The sequence below is a fragment of the Nocardia sp. SYP-A9097 genome (assembly GCF_009649815.1).
Taxonomy (GTDB): Bacteria; Actinomycetota; Actinomycetes; order Mycobacteriales; family Mycobacteriaceae; genus Nocardia.
In genome coordinates this window covers 24611-36596 of sequence record NZ_WJIC01000022.1, presented here as the reverse complement: position 1 = coordinate 36596, position 11986 = coordinate 24611, and the positions used below count along the sequence as shown (strand labels likewise).

The 11986-nt window shown below is 65.5% G+C and carries 11 protein-coding genes and 3 pseudogenes; 4 read left to right on the top strand and 10 right to left on the bottom strand.

The annotated features are described in order from the left end of the window. Positions 1-135 precede the first annotated feature (135 nt). A complete protein-coding gene (locus tag GFY24_RS30955) occupies positions 136-1410 on the bottom strand; it encodes an MFS transporter (RefSeq protein ID WP_153808653.1) in 1275 nt (424 codons plus the stop codon). A 56-nt stretch (positions 1411-1466) separates the two neighbouring features. Continuing rightward, a complete protein-coding gene (locus GFY24_RS30950) occupies positions 1467-1688 on the bottom strand; it encodes a heavy metal-associated domain-containing protein (protein ID WP_153808652.1) in 222 nt (73 codons plus the stop codon). Between the two features lie 173 nt (positions 1689-1861). Between GFY24_RS30950 and GFY24_RS30945 the strand changes: the two genes are divergently transcribed. The 4 genes from GFY24_RS30945 (at position 1862) to GFY24_RS30930 (ending at position 7204) form a co-directional block, all read left to right on the top strand. After that, positions 1862-2656, top strand: coding sequence for a maleylpyruvate isomerase family mycothiol-dependent enzyme (locus tag GFY24_RS30945; protein ID WP_309231547.1), 795 nt, complete (start codon positions 1862-1864; stop codon positions 2654-2656). 569 nt (positions 2657-3225) lie between these two features. Then, positions 3226-4545 (top strand): DUF2786 domain-containing protein, encoded by a 1320-nt coding sequence (locus GFY24_RS30940; protein ID WP_309231546.1) that lies wholly within the window; start codon positions 3226-3228, stop codon positions 4543-4545. 71 nt (positions 4546-4616) lie between these two features. Beyond that, positions 4617-5771 (top strand): serine hydrolase, encoded by a 1155-nt coding sequence (locus tag GFY24_RS30935; protein WP_228566810.1) that lies wholly within the window; start codon positions 4617-4619, stop codon positions 5769-5771. 131 nt (positions 5772-5902) lie between these two features. After that, a complete protein-coding gene (locus tag GFY24_RS30930) occupies positions 5903-7204 on the top strand; it encodes a family 1 glycosylhydrolase (RefSeq protein WP_153808651.1) in 1302 nt (433 codons plus the stop codon). Positions 7205-7248: 44 nt separating this feature from the next. On the opposite strand, the pseudogene GFY24_RS30925 reads toward GFY24_RS30930, so the two are convergent. The 8 genes and pseudogenes from GFY24_RS30925 to GFY24_RS30895 all read right to left on the bottom strand — a co-directional run. Then, positions 7249-7383: pseudogene (locus GFY24_RS30925) on the bottom strand (protocatechuate 3,4-dioxygenase subunit beta); the annotation flags it as partial. A gap of 32 nt (positions 7384-7415) precedes the next feature. Next, a pseudogene (locus GFY24_RS43860) lies at positions 7416-7472 on the bottom strand (hypothetical protein); the annotation flags it as partial. Beyond that, positions 7469-8215, bottom strand: a complete 747-nt coding sequence (locus GFY24_RS30920) for a CoA-transferase subunit beta (protein ID WP_153808650.1) — start codon at positions 8213-8215, stop codon at positions 7469-7471. The pseudogene GFY24_RS43860 and the gene GFY24_RS30920, both read right to left, overlap by 4 nt. Next, a pseudogene (locus GFY24_RS30915) lies at positions 8212-9024 on the bottom strand (CoA transferase subunit A). The gene GFY24_RS30920 and the pseudogene GFY24_RS30915 overlap by 4 nt, the downstream one beginning before the upstream one ends. 56 nt (positions 9025-9080) lie before the next feature. Next, positions 9081-9845, bottom strand: a complete 765-nt coding sequence (locus GFY24_RS30910; protein ID WP_153808649.1) for an SDR family NAD(P)-dependent oxidoreductase — start codon at positions 9843-9845, stop codon at positions 9081-9083. After that, positions 9842-10594 carry a class II aldolase/adducin family protein gene (locus GFY24_RS30905; RefSeq protein WP_309231545.1) on the bottom strand — a complete coding sequence of 251 codons (753 nt, stop codon included), beginning with the start codon at positions 10592-10594 and terminating at the stop codon, positions 9842-9844. The genes GFY24_RS30910 and GFY24_RS30905 overlap by 4 nt, the downstream gene beginning before the upstream one ends. Next, a complete protein-coding gene (locus tag GFY24_RS30900) occupies positions 10591-11784 on the bottom strand; it encodes an FAD-dependent oxidoreductase (RefSeq protein ID WP_309231544.1) in 1194 nt (397 codons plus the stop codon). The genes GFY24_RS30905 and GFY24_RS30900 overlap by 4 nt, the downstream gene beginning before the upstream one ends. Next, positions 11781-11978, bottom strand: coding sequence for a ferredoxin (locus GFY24_RS30895; protein WP_153808647.1), 198 nt, complete (start codon positions 11976-11978; stop codon positions 11781-11783). Before GFY24_RS30895 ends, GFY24_RS30900 begins: the two co-directional genes overlap by 4 nt. Between the last annotated feature and the right edge of the window lie 8 nt (positions 11979-11986).

The following is an 11986-nucleotide window of genomic DNA, read 5'->3' as shown; positions in this document are numbered from 1 at the left end:
TCCAATCCGCCAGTGTGACCGACTTCCGGCTGCCCGTCGCACCGCTGACCAGCGCCACTCGGATGGAATCCGAGCGCAGTACCCGATCGAGGAGGCTCAACTTCGCTTGATAATCGCTGTTCGGAGGCCCTGTGACTACCCGGCCAGGGTGAGTCGGGGCGCCTCTGTGGCGGGTCCGAAGCGGTATGCCGCGTCGATTACCTCGGCGTCGTGCCGGGGCCACAGGCGCGCGGCCGTGGTAAGGCCCATGGCGGCAATCACGGCCAAGATTACCCAGGTGGTGGTGAACCCGGCGGTGGTGGTCAGCCATCCGGTGATCGGGTAGGTGAGCAGCCAGGCCAGGTGTGACAGGGAGAACTGCGCCGCGAAGAGGGCGGGACGATCGGCGGGTGCTGCCGAGCGGCGCAGCAGCTGCCCGGTCGGGGTGAGGATGGCGGCGGTGCCCGCGCCCACCAGCGCCCACACCACTATTGCTGCGGCCCAACGCCATTCGCCGGAGTCGGCGGTCGAGAGGGCGATGGCGGTGACGAGTCCGGTGATCAGAGTCGCCGCGCCGGTCAGCATGACCGGACGGGCATCGACTCGATCCAGCAGCCGGGGGAGTGACAGCGCGATGAGCATGGTGCCGAAACCATTGGCGGCCAACAGCATTGCCACACCGGTCTGGGTGCCGCCGAGGGTATCGCGGACATAGTTGACGGTATTGACCATGATGACCGAACCGGCCGCCGCTACAACGAGATTCAAGCCGAGGAGTCCGCGCAGTCGTGGGGTCACGGCGAAGATACGCAGGCCGACGGTGATCCGGTCCCGGAAATCGGCCTGGCTGGTCGCGCCCGCATCCGGGATTCGAGTGGTGAGCACCAGTACGGCCGAGAACGCGAATCCGATTGCGGTGCCGACGAACAGCCAGTGGAAGCTGATCACCAGCAGTGCCGCCGCGGCCAGCATGGGGCTCAGCAGGGTCTCCATGGTCGCGGCCAGTTGTGCGGCCGATAGTGCGCGGGTGTAATCGCGCTCATCGGGCAGGATATCGGGGATGACCGCCTGATAGGTGGGGGTGAAGGCCGCCGACGCGGTCTGCAGCACGGCGATCAGTATGTAGATCTGCCAGATCTGGTCGATGAACGGCAGCGCCAGCACCACCGCGCCGCGAATCACATTGAGCCCGAACAGGAAGGTCCGGCGCGGGAGGCGATCGGCGTAGGCGCCCACAATCGGCGCGACCGTCACATAGACCAGCATTTTGATGGTGAGCGCGGTGCCCAGCACGGCGGCCGCCTCGGACCCGGCGAGCTCATAGGCGAGCAATCCCAGTGCGACGGTGGTCAATCCGGTGCCGAACAGTGCCGACACCTGAGCGGTGAACAGTCGCAGGTAGTCGCGGTGCCGCAGTAGTGAGGTGAACATCGGACGGTCCCTCCGATCCGCGCCATCGGGCGAATCCCGGTGGCGCGGACACGAATTCAGCCTTCGGCTACCCGGTAGCCGAGCTTCTCGATGGTGGTCTGAATCAATGCGCCGTCGGCCCCGCCCGCCCCGATAACACTCATCCGGCCGGTGGCGAGCTCGATCTGAACGCCGTCGATGCCGGAGAGTTTCCCGATCGCGGCCTCGACCTTGCCGACGCAACCACCACAGGTCACACCCGAAAGCGTGTACGTACTGATATCCGTGCTGTTGCTCATGGCCGTTCTCCTTGCGTCCCACGGGCTTTCCCGTCGAGGCGGTACCTCCGCCGCGACCGACTATAAACCCATACCCCCTAGGGGTATCAACGTGATCTAGATCATGTGCGTGTTGGTCCTCCGACTCGGCACACGCCTACCCGGGCCAATTCCGCTGGACTACCGTCGATCTCGTGGCAGTCCTCGATCTTGAAGCGCAGCGCAAGGCTCTACTCGACCAAACCGAGCGGCTGGCCGATCTGGTCCGTGGTTCCGACCCGCACACACCGATCCCGACCTGCCCCGGTTGGACCCTGGCCGATCTGCTCATCCACCTCGGCGGCGGCCATCATTGGGCCGCGACAATGATCACCGACCGTGCCACAACACGACTCAGCCGCGAAAACACCCCGCACCGCATGCCACCGGCCGACCCCGAGCAAGCCGATGAATGGCTTCGCCACACCGCCCGAACAGTGTTGGACGCGGTCGACACCACCGGCACCGAAGTCCCGATCTGGACACCGATCGGACCGATGCTCCCCGCCCGCTGGTGGATTCGCCGACGCCTGCACGAGGCAACCGCACACGGTGCGGACGCCGCACTCGCACTGGGCCACGACGTGACAATGGCACCCGAACTGGCCGCCGACGGACTCTCCGAATCACTCGAAATCCTGCAGACCGCACTGGTTTTCACCGCCCGATCCGTACCGGGCAACTTGACGGCGCCCCTCCCCGGCGGTGAGATTCTCACCCTGCACGCCACCGACGCCACCCGCGCACACCCCCGCGACTGGACGATTCGCCCCGCCGGCGACACGATCGAATGGAATCACGACCCCACCCCCGGCACCATCACCATCCACGGATCCGCCGTCGACCTCTACCTCACTATGCTGCGCCGAATCCCCGCCGACACCACCCGCCTGGACATCACCGGCGACCGCGACATCCTCACCCACTGGCTCCAGCGCACAGTTCTCTGAGCACGTGCGTACAAGCTCTGCGGCCTGCGCTCAGGGAGGACATTCGGCCAGGAAGGGTTGTACCCGGGGCCTTCGTAGCAGAGTTGGGCGGATTACCCTGAGCCTCAGCGGGGTTCGGAGGAAGGCCAAGATTCTTCGGAGTGGGAACCTCGCCTGCCGTACCCGACTTTCGCTCCCCCTTTGGGAGCCGCCCTCTCGCCTCCCAGCCTGGCCCGATGGCCGTGGGAACCTTCTCGAGACAAAGACCCCGAAACACCCGCGCGACACGCAGATATGAAACTGGACAGGCGATCACCGGGAACTGAGCGTTGGATTTCGAGCCAAATCCAACGCTCAGTTCCCGGTGATCGCTTGACCAAGTCTTGGGTGGGGGTTGACTCTTGTCTTGAACGCCGCCGGAACGTGCTGTGGCGCAGGGTATTCGGCTGCGAAAGGCCCCGGCTATTCCCGGGCGACGCGAAGGAATTCGTCTCCTGGGGGGCGGTTGACCGGCCGGATGAGGGCATCTGGGCGTGGTGAAATATTGTCGGTGATTGTGACAGGCAATGGTGATGGGATGCGCGGTAGTCGTGGGTAAGGCGAATCGTAAACATCGTGCGGCCAAGCGGGTGTCGCAGAGTGACGCTGATTTGTGGGTGGCGCAGGGGGTTCCGGTGGATCGGGAACCCAGTGCGGGGGAGATCGGGAATGCGATTATGGCCGCTGCCATGCAATCGGCGCAGGGCGGGGTGGGGGGTAAGACAGCGCGGGGTGATTCGGGGATCGCCAAACGGTTCGGTGTGCTGTTTGCTGGTGCTGGAGCGCTGACCGGCGAAGTGGGGTATGGCACGCAATTGGCTGGTCAGCGCATTATTGGTAGGGCATTTGAGTATGGCTGGCTGCCTGCGGATATCGCTCAGGCGGCGCAGCGGCGGACTGATGCGTTCGTCTCCGGATTTCTGATCGATGTGATCGCCGGCTATGTGCGGCCATTCGCGGCCGGCACCGTTCACGAGACCTGGCATGCGCAGTTCGGGGAATTGGGGGCGGACGTGTGGTGGTCGGAGTCGGCGACGCATATTTCGCAGTGGGCGGCGAAGCATATGTTGACCGCCGAGGAGGCGATGACCGCCGTTGTCGAAGCACTGGCGCTGCTCCTTCTGCTGCCGAAAATGGAATTGATCAGGCCGTTGCCGGGCACCGCGAGACCGCAATCCGATGTGCCGCATCATGTCGACGAGAAGGTGCTCGGTCGTGTGCGAGGGTTGCTCGCCAAGGCCGAATCGACGTCCTTTCCCGAAGAGGCGGAGGCACTTTCGGCCAAGGCACAGGAGTTGATGACCAAATATGCGGTTGATCGGGTGTTGGTCGATGCCGATACCTCCGCCGTCGATCTGCCGGGTGCCCGCCGAATTTGGCTCGATACGCCGTATACCGATGCCAAAGCGCTGCTGATCGACGCGGTCGCCAATGCCAATCGCAGCCGCGCGATCTTCATGTCGGACTGGGGATTTGTCACGATCGTCGGCGATGACGCCGACCTCGACGCGGTGGAAGTGCTGTCCACCTCGCTGCTCGTCCAAGCCACCCGGGCAATGATCGGCATCGACAATAACGAGACCCGCACCGACGCCCGCACCTTCCGAAAAGCGTTTCTGGTGGCCTACGCCACCCGCATCGGTGAACGCCTCGCCGCCGCCACCGCGGCAACCATCGCGCAATCCGCTGCCCCGGAACGCCTCCTGCCAGTGCTGGCCTCCCATCAACTCGCGGTGGACAACGCCTTCGAAACCCTCTTCCCGCAATCCCGCAGCCGCGGCATCACCATTCGCAGCGCCGAAGGCTGGGATGCCGGGCGCGCCGCCGCCGACCGCGCCCGGCTCGACGCGCGCCGCACCCTCGACAAGTAAGGGAATTCTCGGGGTTCCTGTGGGACCTGCGAGCGATGCGCGCCGCCGCCGGTTCGTGTGAGCCTGCAGGTATGACTTCGATGCTGAGGGTCCGGCGAATCGTAGTGAGCGGCGTGGCGCTGGCGTGCGCACTCACCGCATGCGGCTCCGGAGCGGATTCGGCTGCGCCGCAACCACTCTCCGACAGTGCCCGCACCGAGGTGCGGCGTGCGCTGGACGCGGCGGTCGCGGCCGGCACACCCGGGGTGCAGGTGGTCGTCACCGAACACGGGCAAACCTGGACCGCCTCAGCCGGAGTGGCCGATATCGCGACCGAAGCCGCATTCCCCGATAATGCCAAGGTTCGAGTCGGCAGCAATACCAAGGCCTTCGTCGCCACAGTGATGATGCAATTGGTGGCCGAAGGAAAAGTGGAACTCGACGCACCGATCGAGCGATACCTGCCGGGCGTAGTTCAAGGCAACGGTATCGACGGAAATCACATTACCGTGCGAAATCTCATGCAGCACACCAGCGGTCTACCCGAATACCTCGAATTACCGCAACTCGACGGCGATTACGACACCCTGCGCACTCAACATTTCGACTCCGCCGAGCTGATCCGTGCCGCACTCGCCAGTGGCCCCGCACATTTTCCACCGGGGGAGAAGGCCGAATACAGCAATACCAACTACCTCATTGTCGGAATGCTGGTGGAACGACTGACCGGCCACCTCTTCGCCGAGGAAGTCACCCGCCGGGTTATCGAACCCCTTGGCCTGCAATCCACCTACCTCCCCGCGGCAGGCGAAATCGACCTCCGAAACCCGCACTCCGCCGGCTACGAAATCGTCGAGGGCAAACCCGTCGACGTCACCCAACTCGATACCTCCTGGGCAGGCGCTGCCGGTGCCCTGGTCTCCACCGGCACCGACCTGAACCGCTTCTTCACCGCCCTGCTTTTCGAAAAGCTCCTCCAACCGGCCCAATTGGCCGAAATGCAACGCAACCCCAAACCGCTGACCAACCGTCCCGCCGGGATGGACTACGCCCTGGGTCTGGCCCGCCTGACCGTCCCCTGCGGCAAAGAGGTCTGGGGCCACGGCGGTTCCATCCCCGGCTTCCGCACCCACGACGGCATCACCTCCGACGGCCGCGCGGTAACCGTGCTGGCAAACCTCCGCGCCGTGGACCCGGCGGCCACCGCAGCCGTGCAACACGCCTTCGACACGGCGATCTGCGAATAGCTTTCGCGAACGGTCGGGAAGCGCGTTTGCGCACCTGGAAGACGTTCGGGCAGGCTGCACTTCGGGGCAGTATTCGATCGATCTGATCGGTACGCCCCGAAATCGGCTCTCCTGTAGGTAATCTCGATGCAATGGGACAACGTGCACCATTCGCGCTGGCCGGCATTGTTCTGGCCGCCTTGTGCGCGGTCATCACGCCGCGGGCCACTGCCGATCCGGGGTTACCCGCGGTGGGCGGAAATTTTCTGTGGGGTGTGTCCAGCTCCGGTTTTCAGAGCGAAGGCGCTGCGCCGGACAGCAATTGGAGCCGCTACGCCGCCTCCGGCCGAGCCGAGGATTACCGCAATTCGGTCGACTTTCTGCATCGCTACGGTGAGGATATCCAGAACGCGGCCGACCTCGGTGTCGGCGTCTACCGGATCAGCGTGGAATGGGCACGGGTACAGCCGAATCCGGGTGAATGGGATTTCTCATTCTACGACAACCTGATTGCGCGGATACGCGCGGCCGGAATGCGCCCGATGATCACCCTCGATCACTGGGTATTCCCGGGCTGGGCGGTCGATCGCGGTGGCTGGCGCAATCCGGGCATGGTCGAAGATTGGCTCACGAACGCGCGCGCCGTGGTGGACCGCTACACGGGGTCCGATCCGCTGTGGGTCACCTTCAATGAACCGCTCGCCTATGTGGCACAGGAACAACGGATCGGCGATATCGGCGCACTCGACGGGCCGGCCATGCTCGATCGGATGGTCACCGCACACCGAGTCATCTTCGACCACATTCATGCCCGGCAGCCCAATGCGATGGTCACCAGCAATATCGGCTACTCGGCAATCGGCGCGGCCCAATCCGATGCGTCCTTCGTCGATCGAATCGCCGATAAACTCGACTACGTAGGAATCGATTACTACTACGGCGGATCCCTGTCCAAGCCACCGAATCTGGCTGCGCTACTGACCAATCAACCGTCGAGCCTCATTCTGGAGCCCGAGGGCATCTATTACGTGCTCCGCAGGTACGCACAGAAATTCCCGGGCCGGCCGCTCTACATTGTCGAGAACGGTATGCCCACCGACAATGGCTCACCCACCACCGACGGTATGACCCGCCCGGACAATCTGCGCGACACCGTCTACTGGCTGCAACGCGCCAAGGCGGACGGGATGAACGTCATCGGCTACAACTACTGGAGCATCACCGACAACTACGAATGGGGCAGCTACGCACCACGTTTCGGCCTCTACACCGTGGACGTCACCACCGACCCCGGACTCGCCCGCCACCCCACCGCCGCGGTGGACACCTACCGCGACATCACCGGCGCGGGTGGCGTCCCCACGGGGTACCTGCCCACCCGCGCCCCGGCCCTGTGCTCCATCCAGGACCTGCCCTCGAGCTGCCTCAACCCGGTCGCCGTACCGGGGCGCTGACCATTCCCGATCGGCGAATACCCCTCCGCCACTACCGAATTGGCATCGTCCGGGAAATACATCTGCGTCACCAGCCGCTGGGTGAACGACAATCCGAACAGCGAGAAGTGAATGTGCGCGGGCCGCCACGCATTGTGGTGATTGCGCCACGGATACGCACCCCGCTTGACGGTGGTGAATGATGGCGCAGCGCCGTGGACTTGTACTCGGGAGCGTCCAGCGGCGGATGTGTGCCCGGCGGATCACGCCGGAAACCGTGCGTTGTCATGAGGCCGCCTTCAGCGCCCGCAGCGCCGCCAATTCCGTATCGGTCGGGGCGAGACTGGTTCGCAGATCGACCGCGACCTGCAAATCCCAGCCCGTCGCCGCACGCACCTGCTCGACCTCGATACCCGGATGAACGGCGGTGAGCACCAGCTCACCCGATGGATCCGGTTGCAGGACACCGAGATCGGTGATCACCAGCGTCGGCCCCCGGCCGCGCACCCCGAGTTTGGTGCGCTCGGCCCGCCCCCTGCCATGCCCGAACGAGGTGATGAAATCGACCTGCTCGACAAACGAACGCCGCGACTGGCGCACGATCACGAAAACCTCACCGCAGGACGCCGCGATCTCCGGCGCACCACCGGCTCCGGGCAGGCGCACCGCCGGATGGTGGTAGTCGTCGCCGATCACGGTCGTATTGATATTTGCGTACTTGTCGATCTGCGCCGCACCGAGAAAACCGATATCGATCCGGCCGGGTTGCAGCCAGTAATTGAAGACCTCGGGCACGCTGATCACCGCATCCGCTGTCTCGGCGAGGATTCCGTCGCCGATCGACGCGGGCAGCCGATCCGGCTTGGACCCCAGCGTCCCGGACTCGTAGACCAGCACGATGTTCTCGTCGATTGTGCGGCGCGCCAGATTCGCTGCGGTGGAAGGTAATCCGATGCCGACGAAGCAGCGCTTCCCGGCACTCAGCGCGCGGGCGGCCGCGACCGTCATCATCTCGTCGGAGGTGTAGCTCATGATTGGTCTCCGATCGTGGGGGTGCCGGCGAAGATGTGATCGCCCAGCCAGCGCTGGAAGGTTTCGCGGTCGCTACCGATCGCATCCCAGGCGCTGTAGTAGTCGTTGTCGCGTTCGGAATAGCCCTGCGCATACGAAGGGTGTGCGCCGCCGGGCACCTCCGCGACCAAGGTCACCGCCCAGGCGGGCAACACGATCGCGCCGGGCACCGGGGTCAGCTCGTCGACGATTTCCTCCACCGTCACCAAGCTCGTATCGGCGGCCAGGACCGCTTCCTTCTGCACCCCGAGCAGACCCCACAGCTGGACATTGCCGTGCCGGTCGGCCCGCTGGGCATGAATGATGGTCACATCCGGATTGAGCGCCGGAACCGCGGCCAATTCCTCACCGGTGAAAGGACAGGTGATCTGCTTGATGGTCGGGGTCACCCGGGGCAGATCCGTGCCGACATAGCCGCGCAGCACCGCGAACGGCAGACCGGACGCACCCGCGACATAGCGGTTCGCCATACCCGCGTGGCTGTGCTCCTCGATCTCCAGCGCGGCCGGCTACGAGTTCACCACCGCGTCCCGAAACCGATGCAGTGAGCCCACACCGGGATTCCCGCCCCACGAGAAGACCAGTTTCCGTGCGCAACCCGCGCCGATCATCTGGTCGTACACGATGTCCGGGGTCATTCGCACCAAGGTCAGGTCGCGTCGGCGCTGCCGAATGATCTCCTGCCCGGCGGCCACCGGAATCAAATGGGTGAAACCCTCCAGCGCGATGGTGTCCCCGTCGTCGACGAGCTCGGAAACCGCCTCTGCCAAGGACACAATCCTTGCCACAATCACTCCTTGTTCGAACTTGTACAGCGGTTCGCGGATCAGGCGATGGTCAGGCCACCGTCGACCGCGAGGGTTTGGCCGGTCACATAACCGGCGGCCGGACTGGCCAGAAACACCAGTGCCGCAGTGAGTTCGGCGGGATCACCCAACCGGCCCTCGGGGATCCGCGACAGTTGCCGGTCGAGGTAGCCCGGCTTGTACTGGGCCGTCATCTCCGAATCGAAGAAGCCGGGGGCGAGGGCATTCACCCGGATCCCGAGTCGACCGCTCCACTGCTGGGCCAGGTCTCGGGTCAAACCGAGCAGACCGGCCTTGCTCGCCGCATACGCGGCCTGCGGTAGCCCGGCGGTGGTCAGCCCGAGGATGCTGGAGATATTGACAATGCTGCTGCCCGGCCGCATCACCGCCGCACACGCCTGCGCCATCCAGTAGCAGCCATACAGGTTCACGTCGATAACCTGCTCGAACTGCTCGACGGTCTCCTGCAGGGCGGGCACCGCGGTACCGATACCGGCATTGTTGACCAGCAGATCCACCCGGCCGAACCGCGCCATCGCCGCATCGACCAGCGCTTGGCAATCACCCTGTCGCGCAACATCTGTGGCCACCACCAGCGCCGAGCGCCCGGTCTCCTCCACCAGTCTGCGGGTCTCGTCCAACCGGTCGACGCGGCGGGCGGCGAGCACCACATCCGCGCCCGCCTCCGCCAGCCCGCGCGCGAACGCGACTCCGAGCCCCGACGATGCGCCGGTAACGATCGCGACCCGGCCCGTCAGGGCGAAACGGTCTAGGACTGAGGTCATTTCGACTCCTGCTTGGGCTGGTTCGAATCGCCGAGGCGAGCGAGTTCATGACGCCAGGCGACGGCCAGATTGAGTCCGGCGCCCAGATCTGGGAGTTCGGCGAGATCCTCGGCGCTGATCGACCGCACCGTGCCGCCCGCCGAGGCCACCGAGAGCGAGATCGAGGCAATGGCATCGACCGAGATCGCGCGCAGAACCGCCTCCGCCACACCACTTCCCGTGGAAGTGAGGCCGTGCCCGCGCATGATGACCAGGGGGCGGTCGCCGAGCGAATCGGCCACGGCGTCACCCAGGGCGGGGGTGCAGATCAGTGCGGCCCGCGGGAAGACCGGAACACCACCGTGGGCGAGCGCGGCCCCGGGAATGTCGTACGCGCCCACGATCGGCAGGATCGGCAGACCCGCCAGGTCGGCGGCGACGACATCGCGCGGGTGGGCGTGCACGACACACGTCACTTCGGGCCGTCGCACCAAAACCCTGGTGTGCAAAGGCAATTCGTACGGGACGGAGTAATCGTCCAACTCGCCCGCCGCGCCGGGAAGGCCGGACAGATCGACCAGGCGGATATCCCGCGCGGTGGTGTACGCCAACCCCCGCTCGTGCGGTCCGCGACAGCGGATCAGCAGATGTGATTCGTCGACCCTGAGACTGATGTGGCCCAGAATGCCAGGAGCCAATTCGCGGGCCGCCAGCACGCGGCAACCCAGGGCCACCTCTTCGCGGCGGCGATCCAATTCGTCCTTGTTCACTTCGACGCTCCGATCAGTTGCGCGCCGACCTCGGAGGCCGGGACGCCCCGGGAAATCCCCTGCCGCAACCGAACCGAGGCCTGCGGCCAATTCACCGTCATCCCACCCGTGACGCGGTCGAGGTCGTCGCGCCAGACGGCAGCCAAGCGGAACGGATCGGCCTGCTCGATAATGTGCGGGGAGTGGTCGAGGTCGCGGGTGCCGATGAGCTGGATCCGCCAGTCGTACTGGTCGCTCCACACATAGGGCACCGGGTCGTACGGGACACGGTTGTCAGGGCGGGCGATATTCTGCGCGACGTGGTCGGCCTGTTCCACCGCGTTCGTCCAGTGTTCGATGCGCGCCGCCCGGCCCAGCCGCGGCTGGTACCAGCCCGCGATATCGCCGACCGCGTGAATCTTGTCGAAACCCTTTGCGCGGCCGTACTCGTCGCATTCGACGCCGTTTCCGACGGGCAGTCCCGCGAACTCCAGCCAGTCGAGATCGAGGCGAGCCCCGATACCGACGACGGCAGTGTCGGCCTCGACCACGGATCCGTCCGACAACTCGGCGTGCAACCGGTTATCGTGCCGCGCAAGGCTATTCACGCGAACCCCGAACCTGGTGTCCACGCTGTTCATTCGATGCAGCTCGGCCAGGCGTTCACCCAGCGCGGCACCCACCACCCGCGCCATCGGCACGGCGGCTTCGTCGACCAGCGTGACCGCGATCCCGGTGCTGCGGGCCAGCGAAGCGACCTCTGCGCCGATGAATCCGGCCCCGATGACCAGCAGGTGGCGTGCGGCCGCGAGGTCGGCGCGCAGCCCGCGCGCATCGGCCAGGGACCGCAGCACATGCACACCTGGGCAAGACCACGGTGCGGGCCGGGCGGCGGCTCCGGTCGCGATCACCAGCTCGTCGTACTGAAGCTCGGCGGCGTTGTCGAGGGTGACTGTCGAAGCGGCAGTGGACAATTCGGTAACTCGCCGCCCCAAAAGTAGTTCGATACCGAGATCCGCCACCTCGGATTCGGTGAGCAGCGGCACTCGGGGGTCCTGTGCGAGTGAGGTTTTCGACAGCGGCGGTTTGTCATACGGCAGTTCGGCCTCGGCCTCGACCACCCGCACGCGCCCGGCATAACCGTGGCGGCGCAGTGCGCGCGCGGTGTACACGCCCGCGACCGAGCCGCCGGCGATCACCACGCCGCTCACTGATCCTCCAGCCGTAAGGCCGAGACCGGGCAGCTGCGCACGGCGGCCTCGACGCGGGCCCGGTCGGCTTCGGCGACCTCCGCCGTCAGCAACACCACGACCCCCGCGTCATCGAGGTCGAAGACGTCATCCGCGCCCACGACACAGTTCGCGTACCCCTGGCACGCGGCCAAATCCGCTTTGAGAAAGGCCATTTCAGCTC

Excerpts from the sequence above, each read along its gene's own strand:
- GFY24_RS30935 (WP_228566810.1), top strand. The coding sequence starts at position 4,617 with ATGACTTCGATGCTGAGGGTCCGGCGAATCGTAGTGAGCGGCGTGGCG.
- GFY24_RS30910 (WP_153808649.1), bottom strand. The coding sequence starts at position 9,845 with ATGACCTCAGTCCTAGACCGTTTCGCCCTGACGGGCCGGGTCGCGATC.
- GFY24_RS30895 (WP_153808647.1), bottom strand. The coding sequence starts at position 11,978 with ATGGCCTTTCTCAAAGCGGATTTGGCCGCGTGCCAGGGGTACGCGAAC.
- GFY24_RS30955 (WP_153808653.1), bottom strand. The coding sequence starts at position 1,410 with ATGTTCACCTCACTACTGCGGCACCGCGACTACCTGCGACTGTTCACC.
- GFY24_RS30930 (WP_153808651.1), top strand. The coding sequence starts at position 5,903 with ATGGGACAACGTGCACCATTCGCGCTGGCCGGCATTGTTCTGGCCGCC.
- GFY24_RS30950 (WP_153808652.1), bottom strand. The coding sequence starts at position 1,688 with ATGAGCAACAGCACGGATATCAGTACGTACACGCTTTCGGGTGTGACC.
- GFY24_RS30920 (WP_153808650.1), bottom strand. The coding sequence starts at position 8,215 with ATGAGCTACACCTCCGACGAGATGATGACGGTCGCGGCCGCCCGCGCG.